Source organism: Rhodococcus sp. 008 (assembly GCF_001682295.1).
Taxonomy (GTDB): Bacteria; Actinomycetota; Actinomycetes; order Mycobacteriales; family Mycobacteriaceae; genus Rhodococcus_F; species Rhodococcus_F qingshengii.
In genome coordinates this window covers 638,121-660,668 of sequence record NZ_CP015203.1, presented here as the reverse complement: position 1 = coordinate 660,668, position 22,548 = coordinate 638,121, and the positions used below count along the sequence as shown (strand labels likewise).

Below are 22,548 nucleotides of genomic sequence, written 5' to 3'. Positions count from 1 at the left end.
CGACCTCCTCGTCATTGCCGGAAATTCTCTCGGCAGACGATCAGTCTGGTTCGGTAACCGAAAACCCGACAGGGACCGTTTCACTCGGCGGAAACGTCACAAGCAAGCAGTACCCGCAGCCCAGTGACCAGGGCAATCGGTTGGTCGAGCATGACGTGGTGCTCCGCAGCAGGGATATCGATGACCCGAGCCGCGCCGTTCAGTCGCTCGGAAATCATCTCGCCCATCGCGGTGTCCACCAGTCCCTGCTCCGGCCGGAGAAGTGCAACGCTGCATTGGAGCCGTGACAGCTCACAGGGACGCAGAGGCTCGTGGGCGAAGATCGCGGGATCGAACTTCCATGCCCAGCCACCGCCGACCTGACGGACAGAGTGCTCGGCGATGTGGTCGAAGATGTACGGCTCGGTGTCCTGGCCGGGGATCACGCGGAACCGTGCCACGACCTCTTCACGCGTCACGTAGACCTTCTGTGGTCCGAACGCGACTTTGTCCCGTGCCGCAGCTTCCTCGGGTGTCGCCTCGTGGATCGGTGTGTCGATGATGATCGCGCCCGCCAGGTCGGCCCCGTGCCACGTCGCGGCGGCGAGGGTCACCATGCCGCCCATGCTGTGCCCGATCACGACGGGCGGTGCGTCGAAGGAGTCCCGAGCGACTGCCATGACCTCGTCCGCCCATGCCTCGAGCGAATACGTTTCCCGGCGACCACTGTCGCCGTGACCGCTCAGATCCAGCGCGACGACGTGGCGCGTGGTCGCGAGCAGCGGCGCGATGTGGTCCCACCACCGAGCGTGCGCCGCGCCGCCGTGCACCAGCACCACACCGGGCGCCCCGGGCTCACCCCACGATCGGCAGGTCACCGCGACCCCGTCCACATCGAGCGTGTGGACAATGGCGTGCTGCGCCAGAGCCCGCTGGAACCATGCTGGAGTGAGTGTCACCGGGGCGGCCGTAGTGGGAGAGAACATAACCAAGGACTAACAGGTCCGCCGCCCCGTGACGCAGGTCGGTTTCGCCAGTTGGAACATTCGATGTCGACAATCGATGACGGCGAGCAGCATCGGCGGCAATGACGCACGCCGTTCCCGGCGTCAGATCCGTCCGAATCAGGAGTGAACCGATGAGTATCCACGAATCGCAGCCCGCCATATACGACGTCATCGTCGTCGGAGCCGGCCTGGCGGGGAACATCGCAGCACTGTCCGCCGCCGAGAGCGGCGCCACGGTTCTGCTACTGGAGAAGGGCGCGCAATACGGCGGCTCATCGGTGAAATCCGGTGGCGGAATGCTGTTCGCCGGCACCGACATTCAGGCGGCCGCCGGCATCGAGGACGACAACGAGCAGTTGCGCGCGTCGATCCTCGCCGCCGGACGGGGCAAGAACGATCCGGCACCCGTCCAGGCCTACCTCGAGCACCAGCTCGATACCTTCGAGTTCATGCGAGGTCACGGAATCGACTTCACTTTGACGATCACCGGCACCGACGTGGTCTCGCGCATGCACGCGGCACCTCAGGGTTACGCGACGAAGGTCATGCACGAGAAGTTCGTGGCGCTCGACCACACCCACTACTGGCCATCCAGCACTGCTCGGCGGCTCGTCCAGGCTGCGGAGGGTCGCGTCACCGGCGTCGTCCTCGAGCGCGACGGGCAGGAGATCGTGCTGCACGCCGCCGCCGTGATCCTGACGAGCGGGGGCTTCGCCCGCAGCCGTGAGCTGCTGGAAACCTTCGCCCCACAGTGGGCTGACGCTACCAAGATGGGCGGTGTCGACAATACCGGTGACGGGCTGCGCATGGCGTGGGCACTGGGCGCCGACGTCGCCGACATGGGCTACGTCGAGGCTTCCTTCGGCGCCTCGATCAAGAACTACCCGGACCTGTCGGAAGACCCGAACGAGGAGCCCCGCCTGCTGTACCCGAACTCGCAGGGTGCCATCATCGTCAACCTCGACGGCAAACGTTTCGTCGACGAGAACCTCAACTACAAGACCATCAGCTCGATCTGCGTCCGTCAGCCGGCGGGAATCGGCTTCCAGGTGTTCGACGACTGGATGATGAATCGTTCTCAGGTCGCCCCGACGCCGGCGGACTTCAAATCGGCTCTGGCCGACGGGTATGTCATCGTCGCCGACACGGTCGAGGATCTCGCCGAGAAACTGCAGATCGATCCGTATATGTTGCGGGCCACGATCAATGCCTACAACGGCTTCGTCGACGAGGGCGTCGATCCCGAGTTCGGACGATCGCTGAGCGACTACGGCGTCGCGCGCGGCGGCCACCTCGACACAGCGCCCTACTATGCATTCCCCTGCCGCTCGGGTCTGACCACGACCTTCTGTGGTGTCCGGGTCGACGAGCAACTGAACGTCGTCGACGTGTTCGGCAAGCCGATCCCGGGGCTCTTCGCGGCCGGCGAGGTCGTCGGCGGCTTTCACGGCGCGACGTATCTCAGCGGCACCGGGCTCGGCAAGGCCGGTGTCTTCGGCCGGGCCGCCGGCCTGTCCAGCGTCGCGCAACTTCCACGCTCATAGCCCCAGATCCCATCACCGACCGCACGACGAAGGACGATCATGACCGAGCTCAAGCCTGACTTCCATGAGGTCCTGGCCCGTACCGAAGGCCCCACAGCCACCCTCGACGTGTTCCGCCGCTGGCATGAGGCCGTCGACGCGCAGGATCTCGCAGCGGTCCGTAGCTGCATGGCCGACGACATCGTGGTCGAGATCCCCTTCAGTGAGTCGGGGCAGGTAGAGGAGGGCAAGTTCCGCTCCTACGTCGGCATCGATGCGGCAACCGACTTCTGGGCCGTCGCCTTTACTGCCGAAGGCGAAAGCGAGGGACCCTGTAACTGCGAAATCACGCTGTCTGCTGACGGCACAACGGTGTTCCTCGAGACCTACGGCAAGCTCACGATGGCCAACGGCCGTGACTACCGCAACCGCTACATCATGAAGATGATCACCGAGAACAACATGGTCAAACATGTCCGCGAGTATTACAACCCGATTCAGTCCGCGTACGCGTTCGGCCGACCGATCGCCGGTCACATCACAGTCGAATCCCTCTCCTCATGAACACCGCCGAGTACCGTTTCGACGGTCAAGTCGCCTTGGTCACCGGGTCGGGAGCAGGCCTGGAACTGGCTCACGCGCGGCTGCTGGCCGAGCGTGGCGCCCAGGTCGTGATCAATGACATCAGCACCGCCGACGACGGGCGACCACTGGCCGACGTCGTCTCCGAACAGCTACGCGACGAGGGCTTGACGGCCGTCTCGGCCACCGGGAACGTCGGTGTCGAGACCGAGGCGATCGGTCTTGTCCGGCAGACCGTCGACACCTTCGGGCGCATCGACATCCTGGTCAACAACGCCGGGGCCGGCGGGAGCGGGTCTGCCCAGGAGGTCTCGACGCAGACCTTTGCCGAGACTTTGAACATGCATTTGTTCGGGACCTTCTGGACAATGCAGGAGGCCCTGCGGCACATGCGAGGTCAGGGGCACGGCCGCATCGTCAATACGACGTCAGCCCTCGGTGTGTTCGGCGCGCCCGACTCGGTGCCCTACGTGACCGCCAAGGCCGGCGTCGTCGGGCTCACGAAAGCAGCCTCGCTGGACAATCGCGACCTCGACATCCGGATAAACGCGCTGGCGCCTGTCGCTGCGACCGGATATGCCAAGGCATATTTCGAGAACCATCCCGATCTCGATCTTCGGTACCTACAGGCGTCGATCGTCTCCCCGGTGGTGGCCTACCTGTCCCACGGATCGTGTGAACTCACCTGCCAGACGCTAGCTGCGGGCGGAGGACGCGCGGCTCTGCTGTTCAGCGCCGCGGTGCCTGGACTGTCGAGTCGAACACTCTCGATCGAGGAGGTCGCGGCCGGACTCGACCAGGTCACCGACGCCGAGGGGTTCCGCATCCTCGACAGCTCGGTCGAGCAGTACGGACTACTCCCCCGCTTCAACGACTGAATGCGACGCCCTCGCCGAGGATCACGTCCTCGTCGCGGGCGCCAACGAAGGCTATGGATCCGGTGAGCGTCGAGACTCAGGCGTCTGGACCGACACGCACCATCAACTTGCCGACGTTGCCTCCGCCCAGCAGGTCGACCAACGCTGACGGGGCCGCCTGCATGCCTTCCCTGACGTCCTCGAGAACCTTCACATCGCCAGAGGAAACCAGGCCTCGAGGTCAGCGAGTGCAGTGGGGAACGACTCCGCGAAGTCGTAGACGATGAAGCCCTGCATCGCGAGCCTCTTCGTCACGAGCACAGTAGGAACGTTCGCTGGGCCTGGAGATCCAGCCGGGCCTTCGTACTGGGATACCGCACCACAGCACACGACTCGACCATGCAGGTTCATATTGTGCAGGGCAACCTCCAAGATACGACCGCCGACGCTGTCGAAGTAGACGTCTATCAGTCATATGTCTTCTCCTTGGATGTGGCGGAGCAAGCCAGACCCGTGGGCCTGGTCAGGAAGTAGTTCAGAGACCCGGCGGACGATCGTCCGCCGGGTCTCTGAGCTGGTGCTCGACTACCCCGTCATCTGTCCTTCGAAGTCGTACAGCTTGCCGTCCTCGAACAGCTTGGTGTCAGAGTTGTAGACACTCAGATAGGACGCCTCGATCGCGACCTGGTCCTTGAGACCGTCGAGTTTGAACTTCACGCCCGGCTTGAGGAGTGCAGGCTGGAAGTCCAGGTGAGTGACGGCGTCCATCATCCCGAGTCGGCTCAGACCCAGCGGAGACTTCGCCGCAACCTTTGCCGCTTCGAAGAACGGCTGCGGGTAGAGGAAGCCAGTCATCGTCGTGGTCGTGATCGGCGTACTGGGCGAGGCCTTCTTAATTGAGTCGATCGCGGTCACTACGACTGGGTCGTTGACGAACTCACCACGCGTGGGGTCCTTCGCATACGTCGTGATGTGCCAGCCATTGGCTGCCGCGCCGGCGACGTCAAACGTCAAGCTCGCGCACACTGACGACATGTATCGGTCGGCATTCCATCCCTGGTTCGAGACCTCCTGCATCGTCGACGCACACTGAGCAGCTGTCGGAACTGCGATCACCACGGTGGCCCCGGTGGAACGCAGCGTCGTGATCTGTGAGGAGGGTGACCCTGTTTCGGTTGCTTCGATCGTCTCGGTTTTTACGATCTTGCTCTTGCCCGCGTACTTCTCGAGCGCACTCAGATAATCTTTGCCCGACTCGTTGTTGGAATACAGCACTGCGACATTCGCGCCGTCGGGGTGGTTTTCGTTGATGCTGGCCATCATGATCCGCGCGTCGAGAGCGGACGGCTGAGTGAACACCGATGTCCATGGATACTCGGCGGGATTGTTGGCCGAAGTACCGCCCGAGATCCCGGGCATCAGCGGCACGCACTCCCCGCCGAGGACTCCGCGTATCGCAGCGACCTGAGCGGTGCCGACAACCCCGGTGATCAGGTCGACGCCGTCCTTGTCCAGCAAAGTCTGCGTCGTAGTTAATGCCTTGTCCGGTGTGAAAGCGTCATCACCCTGAACCAACTCGAACGTGGTGCCCAGACCCGAGGTCTCGTTGAACTGACGGAACGCCTCCTTCATGGCAGGTCCGATGCCACCCAAGGCAGGTGCAACCGGTCCTGTCTGCGGGATCGTGTTCCCAACCTTGACTGTCGTGCCGAATGCCTTGGTCACGTCGGTCGGGCAGGCTGCCAGGTCGATGCCGAGCGCCTTCGCGGCCGCATTCGACTCGCTGGACGTGTCCGCGGCGCCTGCGCTGTCACCGCCCGGTGAACTACAGGCCGTGACCAGGAGGCCGAGAGCCAGCACTGCTCCCGCCAGGTGTTTGCGATGTGTGAACACGTCGTACTCCTTCAAGAAAGGGTCCGGGACGGACCGAGAGATTGCCGAATAGAACAAGTGGTGCTGTCAGCAGTGCGCCCTCATCAAGCGCACCGAGTCGAAGGGATCCCGCGACATGTGGTGGCGGTTTTCCCGAGAATTCTGGGTGTCAGACGGGGTCTGTCACGGGTGATCTGCCGGCGGGCATCTCTTCCAGAGCGGCCGGCACCTCGTCGGGATCGAGGACCTCGAAATCTCCCGTCAGAGGGTCCTCGCCGAGTTTCACGCTGGACGCGGGCTGGGACGGCTGTACGACGAGGAACCTGGCACCGAGGCTCTTGAGACCGCCGATGACACCATCGCGAAGGGTGAAGACCATGACGATAATGAGGACACCGAAGACAACGCCAGCTGCGGGTCCCTCGGTGATCTCGCCCGTCCACAGCGGCAAGAAGTAGATCGCGAAGCCGCCGATTATCGGTCCCCAGTAGCTCGCGCGGCCACCCAGGACCATCGCGACCAGCAGGTAGATCGTGAACAGCAGCGAGAAGCTATCGGGGGTCAGAATGCCGGTGTCGACAGCGAAGAGGCCGCCGGCGAGTCCGGCGATCGCTGCCGAGATGCCGAACAGCACAGTCCTTACGACGGTGCGGTCAACACCCATGACGATCGCGGCCGACTCGTTGTCGCGAAGGGCGACAATGGCGCGTCCCGTCCGCCCCCGCATGATGTTCCAGACGATCAGGCACGCCAGCAGCAGTGCGACGACTGCTACGTAGTAAAGCCAGACCACCTGACCTGACCGGCCGGCGAAGTAGGCGATGTCCGGAGCTTTGAACTCGATGCCGAACAGACCGGCTGAGCCTCCGGTCAGCGACTCGAACCGGCGGACGAGACTCGGGAAGACCACGCCCACCGCCAGTGTCACCAACGCGAGGTACATGCCCTTCACCCGCAAAGCGGGTATGCCGACCAGCACTCCCACGATGAAACAGACCAGCATGCCCATCACGAAAGCCAGCGGAGCCGACCAACCGTGGTCGGTCACCAGGATGGCGGTCGAGTATGCACCGAATCCGAAGAAGGCTGCATGGCCCAGCGATATCTGTCCGCCGAATCCCGACAGCAGATTGAGGCCGACCGCGGCGATCGCCAGGATCAGCGCGCCTGTGATCTGGTCGAGCAGGTAGGACTTCACGACGTACGGAAGCACCACGATGACGGCCACAACGAGGATGGCACGGCCGAGGTTGAGGCCGCGGTGCGCGGCCGTGCCTTCGTGAACAGTGATCGGAAGTTCCATCAGACTCTCTCCACTCGCTTGGACCCGAAAAGGCCGGACGGTTTAACCATGAGGACCACGAGCAGCAACCCGAGCGCCACGGCCAGCTTGAGATCCGAGCCGATGAAGGACACGTAGCCGCCTACGAGACTCTCGAGCACACCGATAATCAGCCCCGCCACGACCGCGCCGCCGGGGGAATCGAAACCGCCGAGCGTGGCCGCCGCGGATGCGTAGATCAGGAAGTTGAACATCATGAACGTCGTCAGGGTCGTGCCAGGTGCCACGAGCGGCCCCAGCAGTCCGCCGACGGCGCCGGCCATGATCCAGCCCAACGCGTTGATCCGATTGACCCGGATGCCCAGCAGCTTCGCGGACTCGGGGTTACTGGTCGCGGTGCGCATCGCCAGGCCGAGCTTGGTGTACTTGAACAGCGCGAAGATGCCGGCAAGGACGAGTCCCAACAGGACCATCATCAACAGCTGCTGGTATCGCAGTCGACCGCCGAAGATCGAGATGTAGTCGTCGGGACCAGATGGCAGCACGCTGGGGAAGGGCAGCGGCTCGCCTCCCCAGATCAACCCCGCTCCCGCATTGAGGGCGAGGAAGACGCCGATCCCGACCAACAGGATCGAGTAATCGGCGTTATTACCCAGCGGCCGCACGAGTACCCGCTCTATCAGTCCGCCGCCGATCGCACCCGCCGCAACGGCCAAAAGGATCGCGAACACAACCGGGACACCGGCTTGGGTAAATGCGAAGGCGAGGAAGGCGCTGAACATGGCCATCTCGCCCTGGGCCAGGTTGAGGTGCTTGGTGCTGCGGTAGACGCATACCAGCGCGAGGGCGAGGAACGCGTAGATCACGCCGTTGTTGAGCCCGTCGATGATGCGGGCGATCAAGAGATCCATGAGTCAGTTCTCCCTAGTACCCGAGGTATGCGGCGCGGATGGCGTCGTCACCGGCAAGTTCGGCTGCCGGTCGAGATGCGGCAATCGTGCCCACCTCGATCAGGTAGCCGCGATCGGCGATGCCGAGCGCCAGGGTGGCGTTCTGCTCGACGAGCAGGATGGCCATGCTCATCTCTTTGCTGATCTGCGCCAGCGAGACGAAAAGTTCCTGCGTGAGCTTGGGAGAGAGCCCCAGACTCGGCTCGTCGCACAGCAACAGCTGGGGGCGGCTCATCATGGCCCTCGAGACCGCGAGCATCTGCTGTTCGCCACCGGACAGCAGACCGGCCTTTTGCTTGCGTCGCTCCGACAGGCGCGGGTATGTGTCGAACCAGCGCGCGATGTCGTCGACGATCCCCTTCTTATCCGTGCGCACGTGTGCACCTGCCCGAAGGTTTTCCTCCACTGTGAGGTCTGCGATCGTGCCACGTCCCTGCGGGACCTGGGCCAGTCCGAGTCGCACGACTTCGTCGGGTGAGGCTGCGGAAATGTCGTTACCGTCGAACATCACGCGGCCACGACGCTGGATCATGCCGGAGATGGCGCGCATCGTCGTCGTCTTACCAGCGCCGTTGGCACCCAGAATCACGACGACCTCCCCATTTTCGACAGTCAGGTTGATCCCGTGCAGAACATCAGCGGTGCCGTAGTTGGCGTACAGATCTTGTACTTCGAGAAGGCTCATGCGGCGGGCGCTCCCAGATAGGCCGAGATGACCTCGGGGTGTGAACGGACCTCGGTGGGCTTCCCCTCGGCGATCTTCTTGCCGAAGTTCATCGCGACGACGAGGTCGGAGATGCCCATGACCATCGCCATGTGGTGCTCGACCAGCAGGATCGAGAGGTCGAACTCGTCGCGGACGCGCAGTATCGTGCTGGACAGCTCGTCGACCTCGCTGTGGGTCAGCCCACCGGCGGGCTCGTCGAGCAGCAGCAACTTGGGCTTGGCGGCCAGCGCGCGTGCCAACTCGAGCCGCTTGAGGGTGCCGAACGGTTGATCAGCCGCGGGAAGGAAGGCGAGGTCCGCAAGGTCGAGCCGTTCGAGCAGTTCGAACGACTCACTCCGGAGTTGCTTTTCTGCCTTGTCCTCACCGAAGCGAAGCAGAGACCGCACATAGCCGCCCCTGCCACAGGAGTAGGCGCCGGCCATCGTGTTCTCGAGGAAGGTCAGCGACGGGAACAGGCCGAGGTTCTGGAACGTGCGTGCAACGCCGTGCCCGGCGATCTTGTGAGCAGGTACGGAAAGGAGTTCCTCTCCATCCATCCTGATGCTGCCTGAGCTCGGCTGGTAGATCCGGCTGACACAGTTGAACAGCGTGGTCTTGCCGGCCCCGTTAGGGCCGATCAGGCCGCAGATCTGTCCGCTGCCGATCGTGAATGAAAGGCCGTCGAGGGCTTTTATCCCGCCGAAGTGCATCGAAACGTCGTCGATGATGAGCCCACTCATGGTGATCTCCTCGTCTCTCTGGCCAGGAACTGTTTCATATGGTCTCCCGTGGTTCGTGTGGCATGTGCGTCGCACTAGGTGTGAGCGAAGGCACACTGACCATCCGTTTTCGTCAGTGTGATGTGGACTACATCGAGGTGTCACAGCTAGTTCCACCGAACGGAACGAGGCACCGCGGAGACTCTGCGGACGACAAATCCTGCTGCTGTCTCCGACGTGGAGCCGTTCCCGCATGCCCGCGTTTCTCTGGAATTTCCTGGCATGCCGGACGCGACAATGCAGGAAGTGCCATCCGTGTGATCGGCTGAAGCCTCCATCGAGACAGCCGTGGCGCGAAGCACAAGTTCCGGCAGACGGAACGCTTGCGCAAAGTCAGCTACCGCGGCGCATAACGCCAGGTTTGCCGTTTCGGCCCGTGGAACATTTCCTATCGACGTCGCCCTCGAAGACATCCTGAGCCCATGAAAGCTATGCGCATGACCGTCGCCGGGCGACCCATGGAACTGCAGGACATTCCGATACCGGACGCAGCACCAGGATGGGTCGTGCTGCGCGTCGAAGCCGCCGGGTTGTGTCACTCCGACCTGCACATCCTGGACGGCTCACTGGTCCACACGATGTCCACCGAGGAGGGCGAGCTGCTCGCCACCACCGCACCGATCACGCTCGGTCACGAAATCGCCGGAACCATATTCGAAATCGGTAACGGGGTTCCCACCCACTTCTCGGTGGGCGATCGAGTTATCTCCGGCGGGCCGATGATCCCTCGAGCCACACCGGGCCTCACTATCGACGGCGGCTTCGCCCAGTACGTCACGGTGCCGCACGAGAAGCTGCAACCCATCCCCGACGGTGTCGGCTTCGATGAGGCAGCAGTCGCGACCGACTCGATCGCAACGGCCTACTCGGCCGTCCGAACCACCGCAGGAGTCAATGCCGGTGAAACGGTGGCGATCATCGGACTGGGAGGCCTCGGCCTCAACGGCGTGCGGACAGCAGCACTGCTCGACAGCACGGTCTACGGCGTAGACGTGAACCCCGTGACGTTCGACGCGGCACGAGGCGCTGGAGCGACCGAGTGTTTCACCGAGATCGAGTCGCTGCGTGACCTGCGCCCCGATGTCCTCGTCGACTTCGCGGGCACCGGCTCCACGACCGAGCAAGCCTTAAGTGTCGTGCGCAGCGGAGGGCGGGTCGTCGTGGTCGGGATGTCTGCGGCCGCCGCGAAGGTCGACACACACAGCCTGATATTGCGCCGCCAGACCCTGCGCGGCTCCTTCGGCCGCACCGTCACGGATATGGCCGAGTTCCTCGACCTACTCGCGCAAGGGCATCTGCGGCCCGAAACGACCGTCGTCGACCTGGCCGACCTCAATGAGGCCTACGCCCGGCTCGAGCGTGGCGAGGTCGTGGGGCGACTCGTGACCCACCCGTGACGTCAGCCGTTCCGGCGTTCAGCCCTGCAGAACGCCGGAACGGAACCAACCGTCACAGCTCTACGCACTACGGGATGCCATGCGGCTCCTGAGGTGCCCCGAAAAACGGACGATGCCCACCAGTCGTGAATCTGGTGGGCATCGTTACGTCTCGCGTTCTCGCACTCAGGTGGCGGGCTGCTGCTCTTGGACCCTACGTGCGGCGGTGTATCCCGCGGCCGGCGGATTGTGCTGCTCCGGGGGCAGGACCTCTCCGGTGATCAGTGCGTTCCAGCGCCGCCACCATGCCCGCATCTGCAACTCGTCGGATCCTACGGGCTGGTCCTCCCCTGCCATGCCGCGCGAAACGTCCGACCACGGCAATTCCTGGTATGAGGCGAAGGACCGTTGACAGGTCTCGAGCGCCTCGACGTCGTCGGGTGAGGCCAGGCCGCCCGGCCCCCAGAACGTCAGAAAGTTGTCGAGGCGCTGGCGCTTGAGTTCGTCGCCCTCCTCCGGCGGGATGAGCTGCCAGGCCGAGACTTCCATATAGTCGGGTGCGAGTGGGTCAATCTTGCGGACCACGACGCCCATAACCAAGTCGATGATGACCAGATTGGGGAAGATCACAAGATTGCGGGACCCTGACATCCGGTCGACCCACTCGTCGCCGTACTTCGCCCGGAACTCCTCGAAGCGCGACTCCCTCTCAGCATTGCCCTCTACGGAAAGCGGACGTCCGAACAGTCCGCCTGTATCGGGTCCGCCGGCGACGACAGCATGTCCGTTACCCAGATCGAGGCCCACGGACTGCGACAATTTGGCGCTGTCGATTTCGACCCCGGATGCCATAACCATCTCGAAGTAGCGCTGGTGCGCCGAGACCGCGTGGTAGCCATCGACGCTGTTCTCAACGAGTAACTTCCAGTTGGCCTTGACCGAGTACTCGTGCGACCCCTCGAGGATCTGCATGCCCGCCTCGGACTGATCTGCGACCAGGTCGATGAAGTCTGTTGCACCAGCGAGGTAGTCGACCAGCGGCTCGACGTCAGGGTTGAAGCTGACGAAAACGAAGCCTCGGTACGAGTCGACCTTCGCTGGGGTCGACAAGCCTGGACGCTCGAAAGCCGGACCGTACGAGGTGTCGCCAGGGACAGAGACTAGCTTGCCCGCAGAGCTGAAGCTCCAGCCATGGTAGAAGCACGTCATGAACCGGGCATTGCCCTCCGGCTCGCGGCAGATCATCGCGCCGCGATGCGGGCACGAATTGATCCAGACCTGAATCTTGCCCTTGGAGTCACGACCGAAGATCAGCGGACGACCCGCGACGTTGCGCGTCTTGAAGTCGTTGGGCTTCTTCAGCTCTGTCTCGTGACCGAGGTAGAGCCAAACCTGGCTGAAGATCTGGTCGCGTTCCTTGGCGAAGACCTCGGGATCGACCATCGCTTGACGGTTTACCCGGAAACGGGGCATCTCGCGGTCGTCGTCGATGAATTGCGACATCAGCACACTTCCTTTGTATTCTCGGTGCTCTGGGTGCTGCGGAGAACTGACCTCCGCCGAATCATTGCTCGGTCAAACGTGCCTGGGCCATACGGCACGGGATAGTGGACGTTCCGATCATCGGAAACGCGGGGAGATCGAACGAAGCCATGTCAGTCACTCATGGCTTCCTTGAGGGACCAGATCTCGGCGAACGGCGACTGCCGCGGCACGACCCGCAGGTTTAGCCACTCCATGACACGCTGCCGGGAGTCGAACATCGCTGCATGGCCCAAGGCCTCGGCCGACTCGCGGAAGAAGTCATCGCCGACACCGGGGTAAGTCACGACCTCGGTGTATGCCGGTGACGAGTCCGTCAGCCGCTCGGCCAGAAGCCTGACGGATTCAATCGGCGCGGCCTCGTCGTCGGCTCCGAACATGCCCAGCCAGGGCGTCGTGACCGGTCGGGCGTCGTCGACCAGTGCGGGTCGGACGTCGGTGCCGCGGGCCACTCCGTCTGGCGAGACGCTGACGGCGGCGCCGAGGTCCAGATCGGCGGCCGCCCGCAGGGCGATCCGTCCACCGAAGCCGTAGCCCACGATGCCGATCTGTTCCTCGCGCCAGCCTCGCTTCTCGAGCTGCGCCACGAAGGATCGCAGGACCTCAAGCACGCGGTCGTCATCAATGAGATCGGGACTGACGGCCGTCATGTCGGCCGCGAGCGACTCGTAGCCTTGCTCCGCGAACCCGTTCATGAGTTCGACCGACTGTTCGCCCAGCCCATCCTGGTCAAACAGCAAGATCACGGCGCCGCGGGGGATGCCGGGCAGGTTGATCTGCGCGATCGGCCAATTACCACCTGCAGCAACGACTTCGGCGTACGTTGGTATGATCCTGGGAACGGGAATCATCGTTCCTTGCCCCTCTCGTCGTCTATCGGTCGATGGTGTCCCACCGACCACCACCCGTCACGTGAACGTTCTGGACGCTGGAACGCTGCCGGTCAGCCGATGTGGCCTTCCGCATCGTTCCAATAGGGCTGGCGCAGTACCCGTTTGAGGATTTTGCCTGAGGGATTGCGCGGTAATTCGTCGAGGAATTCAACGGATGTAGGACACTTGTAGACCGCAAGGTTGGCCCGCGCGTAGGCGATGACTTCGGCCTCGGTCAGTGCAGCATCGGCGTTCAGGACGACCATCGCCTTGACCGTCTCACCCCACCGGTTCGACGGGACGCCGATCACTGCGATGTCGTTGATGGCGGGATGCTCGATCAGGACGTTCTCGATCTCGATCGGGTAGACGTTCTCGGCCCCGCTCACGATCATGTCCTTGAGCCGGTCACGCATGTAAACGTATCCGTCCCGTAGCAATGCACCGTCACCGGTTCGGACGAAACCATCCTCGGTCAGCGTGTCGCGCGTGGCTTCTTCGTTGCACCAGTATCCGTGCATATTGGTAGGCGCTTTGATCCAGACCTCACCGACGACATCGTCCTCGACGTCGTCGCCCGTCCCGGGGTCGACGACGCGCAAGGTGACACCAGGTATGGCCCTGCCGACCGACAGGATACGTTCGGGATGCTCGGGGTCGAGATGGTCCTCGGGGAGCAAGGTAGTGGCGCTCTGCGTCTCGGTCAGACCGTACATTTGCAGGAACCTGGCATCGAAGACGGCCAGGCACCGACGAAGCAGTTCAGGTGAGATCGGTGAAGCGGCGTAAGCGATCGTATCCAGGCTGGAGAGATCATATCGGTCGATCTCGGACGACTCGGCGATCATCTTGAGCACCGCCGGAACGAGCGTCGTCATCGTGATCCGCCACCGTGCGATGAGCGACAAGACTGTGGTCGGAGCGGTATCGCGCGCGATGACGATGTGGGCACCTGTGCGGAAACCCAGTACCCCCAAGCATGCTCCTGCCGAGTGAAAGACCGGCATCGAGATCAGCAGGGTTGACGTCTCGTCAATGCGCAGGACCTCGGCCATTCCCTCCGTCGCGAGCACGGCGCGGCTACTGAACAAAACTCCCTTGGGTAGGCCCGTCGTGCCCGAGGTGTACATCTGCATCGCGGTGTCGTCGGACCGGACCGGGACGAGGGGATCCTTCGCGACGTGACGCTCGAGCCAGTCTTCGTAGCTTTCCAGGCCCTGCGCCCTGCCGATCACGACGACTTTCTCGACCGTCGTCAGATCGTCACGAAACTGCTCGTACTGCCCTACGAACTCTTCCCCCACGAACAACACCTTGGCCGTGGAGTGGTTGATGATCTGCAGCATCTCACGTGGCGCGAGGCGCCAATTTACCGCTGCGGTCACGGCCCCTGCCATCGCGGAGCCGGCCGTGATTTCGAAGAACTCCGGGTTGTTCTTGTCGAGGAAGATGACCCGGTCTTGCGGTCCGACTCCGGACTCGGTGAGCCCGTGTGCGAGCCGGCTAGCCCTGTCGTGGAGCTCGGCCCACGTCAGGGTCACATCATCGCAACTCATGCAGGGCTTATCGGGCGCCGTGGTCGCCCAGCGGCGAACATGCTCGGCAATGGACGGGTCGGTGTCTATGGGCACAGGGACCTCTTTCAGGGTAGATGGACGAGATGAAACAGGCAGGCGATTCGGGAAGCGATGCGCGTGCTCGGTTAAGGACGGGTCGTTTTCACGGGCAATAGCGACCTCTTTCAGTCGAGAGGGAGCAGGCGCGTGATTCGGGCAGCAGCGTCGACCGCGAGCCGGCCCAAGGAATCCAGACCGGCGTCACCGGTGCGCGCCACACCCGCAGTCGGGACACTCAGCGAGATCGCAGCGATTGTCTTTCCATCGCGCAGAACCGGGGCAGCGACGCAAATCGTTCCGTGGCATGCCTCCTCACGCTCGATCGCGTAACCATCCGTGTGCGCCTTGCTCAACTGCTCGACGAACTGGTTGCGTAGAGCAACCGAGTAGGGGGTGACCCGGGACAGTGGCTGTCCGATGACGGACAACACCGTCGCCCGCGAGCTATAGGCGAGGATCGCCTTGCCGAGTGCCGTGCAGGTAGCTGGGAAGCGACCGCCGACTCGGCTCGGCAGCCGGTTCCAGCTGGTCTGGTGATCTTGTCGAGGTAGAGCACGTCGCGACCGCTCAGGGTCGCGACGTGGACAGCGTCGGCGTTCGAGCGCTCGAACAGCCAGTTGAGCGGTCCGGACGCGACATCACGCAACTCGCCGAACTCCGACCACCGAGCTGCTTCGCTGAGCTCGAAGAATGTGCCGCCAACTCGGTAGCGTGAGCCGCTGCGTCCAACGAAGCCGTGCTCAACGAGAGTTTTGAGCAGCCGGTGCGCCGTGCTCTTGGGGACGCCGATGTCGGCCGCGACCTCGGTGAGTCCGAAGGAGTTTCCGCGGGCCTTCGAGATGACCTCGAGCAGTTCCAGCGCCTTCGACGCGGAAGACTGCGCTACATTCTCAGTCGGTTCACGGGACGCGTTGACTTCCCGGTCGAGCGTGAACGGTTCAATGATGTCGATGCTCATTTGGACCTCTTCCTCATCGCTGCCACCTACCCAGAGCGCGCTGGTGCGACGGGAGTGTCGCTATCGGTGCAGCCAAATCGGTGTGACGTAGATAACGCCGTAATCAATGGCTATCGTGGGATCCGTGTCCGATAAATGGCACCCACGGTTCCGACCGCTGGAACGTCTGCGCACCGCCCGGGTTCCCTGATCACGGTCAGCATGAGTACCGTCCCGTCAGATGGAACAGCGGTAGCCTGCACTGTTGTTGGTCATCGAGACCGAGGACGGATTCCTCGTCTATGTCGAGTCACACAGGGTCGAGGCACGCGGGCGTATCGCCCCACCCCGGTGCAAGAGCCGACACCATCGCGCTCCTGGTCACGACTCTGGAGACCGCCAGCCCATGCATGGCTGAACCGCAATGTGGCGGCAACTCGGGCCGACTCGAACGGCACGCGCCCGAGTTGCACGATCATGACCGCCATCACCACCTGAGCCGAGGTCCCACGCTTAGGGCACGATGAGCAGCTTGCAGTGTGGACTGGTTGCCTGGCGTTTCCACGTCTCGGCGACGTCTGCGAGGGCCGTACGCTCGAACTCGACGTGGATCCCACCTGTGCGTGCCACCTGGCACAGGTCGCCGAAGGCCCGCGCCTTGACGGCGGTCGGCACCATGTCGATGCTGCACGAGAGCAGGTCACGCCCTTTGAGGGGGATCCCGGGGAGTTCGACGGTCCGGCCTGCGCGCATTCCGAGGTTGACGATCCGCCCGCCGGCCCGGGTCGCCCGGATGCCGGCCACCATGGGGTCGCCGAACAAAGAGTCGACGACGAGATCGAAGCCCCCCTCGGAGACGTCGACGAGCCTGCTCTCATAGCCCTCGTCGAGCGTCACCACGGTGTCCGCTCCATGATCGAGCAGGGTGTCCAGGGTTTCGCGGTCACGACCCGCGGCAACGACTCGGCGCGCTCCGAGAGCCTTGGCCGCCTGTACGGCGATCTGGCCGACGCTGCCGGTCGCTCCGAGCACCAGTACCGACCCACCGGGCTGGATGCCGGCCTTGTATGTCAGCGCGAGCCAGGCGGTCGTGCCGGCGACGCCGAGACACAGAGCCTGTTCGTCGGTGATGTCGTCGGCGAGCGGCTGGACCTGCCCCAGGTGCGCCACGGCCTGCTCCGCGAACGTGCCGTGGGGGTGCTGTGCGGGATAAAAGTAGACCCGCTTTCCGTCGGGTGTTCTACCGACCGCTTCGATCCCGGGGACGAACGGCGTCGACGGCTTCAGCCGAATACCCGAGGCATAAACCAAGTCCGCCGGATTGAGGGCTGCGGTTGAAACGTGCACGAGAACGCCGCCCTCGCCAGCGACCGGGTCGGGTCGCTCGCCGAGGACTGGCTCAGCTCCGAGTTCTGTGATGATTGCAGCACGCACGGTGTCCTCCTGTTCGGCCCTAGTGGGTTGTTCAGTCCTGCTGGGGCCTCCACGGCCAGTATTTGGCGGTGGCACCGCCGTCGACCGTGATGTTGCTGCCGGTGATCATCCGGGAGTCGTCCGATGCAAGGAACACGACCGTCGGTGCGTAGTCGCTCGGCGTCGGCAACCGCTTCATCGGGAATTGAGCCGTGAAGTCCATCGGGTAAGCGCTGGGCTGGCTCGTCATTGCGGCCATCCGAGCCACCAGTTCCGGGTCCTCCGGCTGCGTCGCTGTCGGGGTGAAGCCGTTGACCCGGATCCCGTGCTCGGCGAGCTCCATCGCGGCCGAGCGAGTGAAGTTGATAAGTCCGCTTTTGCCTGTGCTGTAGCCGATGTTGCCGGGCTGTCCCTGCCACGCCGCGGTCGAGAGGACGTTGATGATGCTGCCCGCGACCTGCTGGTCGATCATCGCCTGGCCGACCGCCCGGGTGAACAGGAAGGCACCACCCAAGATGATGTCGATCTGGCGGCGGTACTCATCGAGAGGCATTGTGAAGAGCCCCTTTTGGTTGAACCAGACGGCGTTGTTGACGAGCACGTCGATACGTCCCCAGCGCTCCAGCGTCTGAGCGACGACGTCCGATACGTGATCGGGATCGGTGACGTCACCGGTGACGGCAAGTGCCTCACCACCCGCGTCCTCGATACGTGCGACAGTCGCTGCCGCAACTTCGGCCGACATGTCTGTACAGACGAGTTTGGCCCCCGCTGCTGCGAGCCCTGCTGCCAGCGATCCCCCGATATTGGCACTGGCGCCCGTGACGATCGCGACCTTACCTTCGAGACGGCTCACAGGATGATACTGACCTTGCCGTGTGGACGGAGCGCGTCCATTGTCAGGACGGACTTGCGCTCAACGTACTTGAGGACCTGCTCGGCATCAGGCTCGAGAATGTGACGGTATTGGCCGACGTACGTGTCGATGACCCCGTTGCGGACGCGGTAGACGGCGAAGTTGGCGCGGACGTGAATGCGGCCGGATTCCCCGTGCGTTGCCCGGATGTTGGAGATCATCCGGGTCGTCCGTGAGTGAGGGTATTCCGCGTGAGCAGCTCGGGTCAGCAGCGAGTTGACACGCTGCTCCAGCAGGAACCGATCGTCCTGCACGAGGAACAAGTCGCGGCTCGGGTCGCCGTCGGGACGATCTGTGGAAGGAATGAGGTAGTGGGCATCTGAGGTGAAGAGCTCGAGCCACTCGTGCAGCCGCCACTCGTCGAGCAACTGCGCCTCGTCGAAGAGGTACCGCTCGATCTGTCGAAGCTGCGCGTCCGACACGGACAGTACGGGAACCGGGTCCACCTGGACATTACTCATCGTCAACCTCCTGTTGTCTCACTGATCGCCAGTCTTTCGGGCCGATCGAGTGTGGACCAGAGCACGTTCCATGGTCCGGAACCTCGACGTATCCACTTCAAACCACAGTGAATCAGTTGATTGTGTTTTTAATTCAATTGACCTACTGTCGTGCCGACATCACCTCGACGGAACGGACACCCAGCATGTGGAGCTTTGAGAACGATCCTGAGTTTCAGCCCGAACTCGACTGGATCGACACCTTTGTGCGCGAGCGGGTCCAGCCGCTTGACTACCTACTGGGCAGCCAGTGGAACATCCACGACCCTGAGTTCATCCGCCTCGTCCGGCCGCTACAGGCCGAGGTCAAGGAGCGTGGACTGTGGGCCTGCCACCTGGGCCCCGAACTGGGCGGAAAGGGCTACGGCCAACTCAAACTCGCACTGATGAACGAGAAGTTCGGCATGTCGCGCTTCGGCCCGATCGTTTTCGGCTGCCAGGCGCCGGACTCCGGAAATGCCGAGATCCTCGCGCACTACGGCACCGACGAGCAGAAGGAGACCTTCCTCCACCCGCTGCTGGCGAACGAGATCGTGTCGTGCTTCTCGATGACCGAACCGCAGGGCGGCGCCGACCCCCTGATCTTCACGGCCCATGCCGAGCCCGACGGCGACGAGTGGGTCATCAACGGCGAGAAGTGGTTCGCCTCCGAGGCCGACCACGCGGCGTTCTTCATCCTCATGGTGGTGACGGACCCGGACGCCGAGAACCCGTACCGCCGCATGTCGATGTTCATTGTCCCGCGCGACCTTCCCGGCATCGAGAACATCAAGAACTACGGTGTCTACGGGGAGCCCGACGAATCGCATGCCCACCTGCGCTTCAACAATGTCCGCGTCCCGGCGGAGAACATGCTCGGAGGACCGGGCGACGCATTCGTCGTGGCTCAGGTCCGTCTCGGCGGTGGCCGCATGCACCACGCAATGCGCACCCTCGCCCAGGCCACACGCGCCTTCGAGATGATATGCGAGCGAGTCGTTTCGCGCGAGACCAAGGGCGAGCAACTCTCGCAGAAACAGCTCGTGCAGGAGAAGATCGCCGACAGCTGGGTCGAGTTGCGTCAGTTCCGCCTGCTAATCCTCGAGACCGCGTGGCTGGCCGACCAGGGCAACGATTGGAAGGCAATCCGCAAAAACGTCTCGGCCGTCAAGGCGACGATGCCCAAGCTCCTCCACGACATCTCTTCCCGTGCCCTGCACCTCCACGGATCGCTGGGCCTGACCCATGAGATGCCGTTCGCCGAGTGGGTCATCCACTCGTTCCATGTCGGCCTCGCCGACGGCCCTACGGAGGTCCACAAGGTCGTCGTCGCCAAGGAAGTCCTGCGCGACATCAAGCCGGCCGAGGGCATGTTCCCCAGCTACCACAAGGTCGAGATGACGCGACGCGCCCACGAACTGTACGACGCTTCCTAGTTGTCGTGACACCAGGCGTCAGACCGATGCCCACCATCGTGCCGTCAAACGTCAGCTGCCGCCGAGGCCGGCTTGTCGACATGATCAGTTTCACCGGATCCGATCGCACTGGAAGCGACATCATGGCCCTGGCGGCGCGGTCACTCAAGCCCGTGGTGCACGAACTGGGTGGAAAATCGGCCCTGATCGGGCTTTGTCAACTTAGCTGAACGCAACTGGGGATCAACAGCATTCGGTCATACTGGGGGGCGAATTCTCTTGGAGTGAAACCGGTTCAGGCGGCGTAAGGTGCGCCGGTGACGTCGTTCCAGGTAGCGAATCGGCCGGTCATTTCGAAGCGGTAATCGCTCGCAGTGAGCTTGTGTCGGCCAGGCCGGAGGTGCGGCGAGATCGCACTGACCACCGCCAGGAACCGTTGTGCCGCAACGGGCGAGCGGAAGACCTTCATTGCCCGTTCGCACTGCCTGGTCGGTTGGTGCGAGTTCTCGGCCCGGTTGTTGAGGTACTTCGAGCGCCGGTGTTCGACCGATGGCATAAATTCACGATGCGCCACAACGTAACTGGCGAGCGTGTCGGTCACCAGCACCCTCGGCGCCGGGGCCTGCTTGCGCATCAGCTTGCCGAAGAAGCGTTTCGCTGCCTTCGCGTTGCGTCGTGACTGGACCAGGACGAAAGAGGACGTTCCCTTCCTGATCGACCGCCCGCCACAGGCACTTCCGGATACCGCCGATCTTGATGAACACCTCGTCCAAAAACCATGTGTCGCCAGGTTCGGGAGCGCGTCGGCGCAGGCCACGCGCGTATTCGGGCCCAAACTTCGCGCACCATGTACGGATCGTCTCGTGCGAAACCACGATGCCGCGGGCGAGCATCAACTCCTCAACGTCGCGCAAGCTCAAGGTGAACCGGTAGTACAACCACACGCAGTGCGCGATGATCTCCGCAGGATAGCGGTGCCGTTTGTACAGTGACCGCGTCGCATCCGCCAGTGTCTCGCTTCCAAAGCTCATCCAATGATCGTCCCTGACTGGAGGCCCAGTTAAGTTGACGATGCCGGGTGCTGGAACCAGGTCAATCGTAGATGGGTGTGCATCCAGGCAGTCAGTCGAATCTCGTCCTCGTCGACGAGGACGACGCGATCAGTGCGTCGGGTCCGGTAGTGCTCGGTATCGAGGAGCAACCCGGCGAGGGTGCGGCGGAGGGTGGATGATCCGCTGCGGCGCAGATGATTACTGATAATCCGCCGGCGCAGGTTCGTGGCGAGACCGATGTAGAGCAGCCGTATCCCAGCGTTGGTCGGGTGTGTGGGCCCCGGGAGCTGAGAGAACACCTCCGGCGCCGCCCACCACGCGTAAAGGCCCGGTGCCGCGGGCAGCATGGATAGGTCCTCGAGCGCGCGACTGGAGCTACTGAGCGCGGTGATGGTATCGGCTGCATCGTGCGGCGCCGTGGATGCGGGGTTTGCATAGCGAGCAGTCTGCCTCGCCACGCAGACACTCAGCGCGACAAACAGGAACTGTCGCCGATGAGGGCAGGGTCGTGTGGCGCGAGCTGTCAGCCTCGTCGGCACGGTGCATGCAAAGCGATGAAGGCATCGCGCACCGGGCGGACGCTGTCCGTGAACTGGACCCAAAGCGCGAGAGCGGTGGTGGGTGCGCGTCAGTGCGGTGACCGGGTTGAGAGCTACGGGATCTCGGTGGGCCAGCGCGTGTTGGAAATCGGATCGGTTGGGTGTCTGTCCTGTCCGGGCTCTCGGTTCGAGCGGAGCATGAGGTCGGCGTGCCGCACCCGCAGTCGTCCCTGGTGGCCATTGGCGTATCGGATTTCGCAGACAGAATCGAGGGACATAATGGGTGAAGGACAAAGTCGTTGCTTCCGTGGAGCATTCGTCGTCGCTGATCGAAGTGACGACGATGGTGGGTTGGATGCAACAGTGGCGGCAACGATTGCTTCGCTGGTGTCATGTGGTGCGGAGACACGGGGTGAGTTCTCTGACGTCAGTCCTGATGCGCGGCTCGCTGGCATGTTGGCTGGATTGTTCCGTACGAGCGCACTGGTAGAGCAGTGCGAACACTTTCGGGTAGACTGCACGGTGTCGACGTTGCACATCCGGTTCGGCGGTGGAGGTGCGCTGCGCGATGCTGGTTATCCCTGGGACGCCGTGGCGGCCAAAGCGGCGCTCTCTGTTGTCGCGGAGTTGGGGGTGACCGGCGAAGTGGAGTACGCCAACTTCGATTCGAGCGAGCCTCTGTTCGTCCGGTGGGTTCTGGACGGAGGCTTGTTGGCCGAGAGTCTGGACGTGTTGTGTACGCCGCCTGAGAGGCAAATACCGCTGGCGACCTACGAGAAAACTCTCGTAGGTCGCCAGCGGTATTTGTGGTCATGACTGTCCGGCCGCGCTGTGGGGGAAGTTGTCTGTGGACC

22 protein-coding genes and 2 pseudogenes are annotated in these 22,548 nt (G+C 63.3%); 7 read left to right on the top strand and 17 right to left on the bottom strand.

The features are described from left to right. Nucleotides 1-80 precede the first annotated feature (80 nt). Nucleotides 81-938, bottom strand: a complete 858-nt coding sequence (locus tag AOT96_RS33530) for an alpha/beta fold hydrolase (protein ID WP_231915182.1) — start codon at nt 936-938, stop codon at nt 81-83. Nucleotides 939-1,117: 179 nt separating this feature from the next. Between AOT96_RS33530 and AOT96_RS33525 the strand changes: the two genes are divergently transcribed. The 3 genes from AOT96_RS33525 to AOT96_RS33515 are packed head-to-tail and all read left to right on the top strand — an operon-like array spanning nt 1,118 to nt 3,969. Beyond that, nucleotides 1,118-2,530: an FAD-dependent oxidoreductase gene (locus AOT96_RS33525; protein WP_063892161.1), complete on the top strand. Its 1,413-nt coding sequence runs from the start codon at nt 1,118-1,120 to the stop codon at nt 2,528-2,530. Between the two features lie 39 nt (nt 2,531-2,569). Next, on the top strand, nt 2,570-3,073 hold the full coding sequence (locus AOT96_RS33520) for a nuclear transport factor 2 family protein (protein WP_058228064.1): 504 nt from the start codon (nt 2,570-2,572) through the stop codon (nt 3,071-3,073). Next, the gene (locus tag AOT96_RS33515) at nt 3,070-3,969 is read left to right on the top strand and encodes an SDR family NAD(P)-dependent oxidoreductase (RefSeq protein WP_058228063.1); all 900 of its coding nucleotides are present in this window, start codon (nt 3,070-3,072) and stop codon (nt 3,967-3,969) included. The genes AOT96_RS33520 and AOT96_RS33515 overlap by 4 nt, the downstream gene beginning before the upstream one ends. Before the next feature lie 189 nt (nt 3,970-4,158). On the opposite strand, the gene AOT96_RS35130 is transcribed toward AOT96_RS33515, so the two are convergent. The 6 genes from AOT96_RS35130 to AOT96_RS33490 form a co-directional block, all read right to left on the bottom strand. Further along, nucleotides 4,159-4,416, bottom strand: a complete 258-nt coding sequence (locus tag AOT96_RS35130; protein WP_257233077.1) for a zinc-binding dehydrogenase — start codon at nt 4,414-4,416, stop codon at nt 4,159-4,161. A gap of 117 nt (nt 4,417-4,533) precedes the next feature. Then, nucleotides 4,534-5,841 (bottom strand): ABC transporter substrate-binding protein, encoded by a 1,308-nt coding sequence (locus AOT96_RS33510; RefSeq protein ID WP_058228062.1) that lies wholly within the window; start codon nt 5,839-5,841, stop codon nt 4,534-4,536. A 148-nt stretch (nt 5,842-5,989) separates the two neighbouring features. Continuing rightward, complete coding sequence (locus tag AOT96_RS33505) at nt 5,990-7,123, bottom strand: branched-chain amino acid ABC transporter permease (RefSeq protein ID WP_058228061.1); 1,134 nt, start codon at nt 7,121-7,123, stop codon at nt 5,990-5,992. Continuing rightward, on the bottom strand, nt 7,123-8,013 hold the full coding sequence (locus tag AOT96_RS33500; protein ID WP_058228060.1) for a branched-chain amino acid ABC transporter permease: 891 nt from the start codon (nt 8,011-8,013) through the stop codon (nt 7,123-7,125). The genes AOT96_RS33505 and AOT96_RS33500 overlap by 1 nt, the downstream gene beginning before the upstream one ends. Nucleotides 8,014-8,026: 13 nt before the next feature. After that, nucleotides 8,027-8,737, bottom strand: a complete 711-nt coding sequence (locus AOT96_RS33495; RefSeq protein WP_058228059.1) for an ABC transporter ATP-binding protein — start codon at nt 8,735-8,737, stop codon at nt 8,027-8,029. Continuing rightward, nucleotides 8,734-9,498, bottom strand: a complete 765-nt coding sequence (locus AOT96_RS33490; protein WP_058228058.1) for an ABC transporter ATP-binding protein — start codon at nt 9,496-9,498, stop codon at nt 8,734-8,736. Before AOT96_RS33490 ends, AOT96_RS33495 begins: the two co-directional genes overlap by 4 nt. Before the next feature lie 461 nt (nt 9,499-9,959). Between AOT96_RS33490 and AOT96_RS33485 the strand changes: the two genes are divergently transcribed. Continuing rightward, nucleotides 9,960-10,934: a zinc-binding dehydrogenase gene (locus AOT96_RS33485; RefSeq protein ID WP_058228057.1), complete on the top strand. Its 975-nt coding sequence runs from the start codon at nt 9,960-9,962 to the stop codon at nt 10,932-10,934. Between the two features lie 165 nt (nt 10,935-11,099). Here AOT96_RS33485 and AOT96_RS33480 read toward each other — a convergent pair whose 3' ends face one another. The 8 genes from AOT96_RS33480 to AOT96_RS33445 form a co-directional block, all read right to left on the bottom strand. Then, complete coding sequence (locus AOT96_RS33480; RefSeq protein WP_058228100.1) at nt 11,100-12,416, bottom strand: aromatic ring-hydroxylating oxygenase subunit alpha; 1,317 nt, start codon at nt 12,414-12,416, stop codon at nt 11,100-11,102. A gap of 152 nt (nt 12,417-12,568) precedes the next feature. Further along, complete coding sequence (locus AOT96_RS33475) at nt 12,569-13,306, bottom strand: dienelactone hydrolase family protein (RefSeq protein ID WP_058228056.1); 738 nt, start codon at nt 13,304-13,306, stop codon at nt 12,569-12,571. Between the two features lie 92 nt (nt 13,307-13,398). Next, nucleotides 13,399-14,958 carry a long-chain-fatty-acid--CoA ligase gene (locus tag AOT96_RS33470; protein ID WP_167349902.1) on the bottom strand — a complete coding sequence of 520 codons (1,560 nt, stop codon included), beginning with the start codon at nt 14,956-14,958 and terminating at the stop codon, nt 13,399-13,401. A 110-nt stretch (nt 14,959-15,068) separates the two neighbouring features. Continuing rightward, nucleotides 15,069-15,401 (bottom strand): IclR family transcriptional regulator domain-containing protein, encoded by a 333-nt coding sequence (locus AOT96_RS35925; RefSeq protein WP_231915187.1) that lies wholly within the window; start codon nt 15,399-15,401, stop codon nt 15,069-15,071. Beyond that, entirely contained in the window at nt 15,293-15,901 is a 609-nt protein-coding gene (locus AOT96_RS33460; protein ID WP_058228054.1) for a helix-turn-helix domain-containing protein, read from the bottom strand. Before AOT96_RS33460 ends, AOT96_RS35925 begins: the two co-directional genes overlap by 109 nt. A 492-nt stretch (nt 15,902-16,393) precedes the next feature. Continuing rightward, complete coding sequence (locus AOT96_RS33455; RefSeq protein WP_058228053.1) at nt 16,394-17,314, bottom strand: quinone oxidoreductase family protein; 921 nt, start codon at nt 17,312-17,314, stop codon at nt 16,394-16,396. A 31-nt stretch (nt 17,315-17,345) separates the two neighbouring features. Next, a complete protein-coding gene (locus tag AOT96_RS33450; protein WP_058228052.1) occupies nt 17,346-18,149 on the bottom strand; it encodes an SDR family NAD(P)-dependent oxidoreductase in 804 nt (267 codons plus the stop codon). After that, nucleotides 18,146-18,670 (bottom strand): aromatic-ring-hydroxylating dioxygenase subunit beta, encoded by a 525-nt coding sequence (locus AOT96_RS33445; RefSeq protein ID WP_054801153.1) that lies wholly within the window; start codon nt 18,668-18,670, stop codon nt 18,146-18,148. Before AOT96_RS33445 ends, AOT96_RS33450 begins: the two co-directional genes overlap by 4 nt. A 185-nt stretch (nt 18,671-18,855) precedes the next feature. On the opposite strand from AOT96_RS33445, the gene AOT96_RS33440 reads away from it, so the two are divergent. Both AOT96_RS33440 and AOT96_RS35595 read left to right on the top strand, forming a co-directional pair. Then, nucleotides 18,856-20,124: an acyl-CoA dehydrogenase family protein gene (locus AOT96_RS33440; RefSeq protein ID WP_058228051.1), complete on the top strand. Its 1,269-nt coding sequence runs from the start codon at nt 18,856-18,858 to the stop codon at nt 20,122-20,124. Nucleotides 20,125-20,198: 74 nt separating this feature from the next. Continuing rightward, nucleotides 20,199-20,318, top strand: a pseudogene (locus tag AOT96_RS35595) (aldehyde dehydrogenase family protein); the annotation flags it as partial. A gap of 80 nt (nt 20,319-20,398) precedes the next feature. Here the strand turns inward: AOT96_RS35595 and AOT96_RS33435 are convergent. Beyond that, nucleotides 20,399-21,134: pseudogene (locus tag AOT96_RS33435) on the bottom strand (IS6 family transposase). 29 nt (nt 21,135-21,163) lie between these two features. Further along, the gene (locus tag AOT96_RS35120; protein WP_231915179.1) at nt 21,164-21,613 is read right to left on the bottom strand and encodes a GIY-YIG nuclease family protein; all 450 of its coding nucleotides are present in this window, start codon (nt 21,611-21,613) and stop codon (nt 21,164-21,166) included. A gap of 360 nt (nt 21,614-21,973) precedes the next feature. Between AOT96_RS35120 and AOT96_RS33430 the strand changes: the two genes are divergently transcribed. Continuing rightward, complete coding sequence (locus tag AOT96_RS33430) at nt 21,974-22,510, top strand: hypothetical protein (protein ID WP_058228050.1); 537 nt, start codon at nt 21,974-21,976, stop codon at nt 22,508-22,510. Nucleotides 22,511-22,548 lie beyond the last annotated feature (38 nt).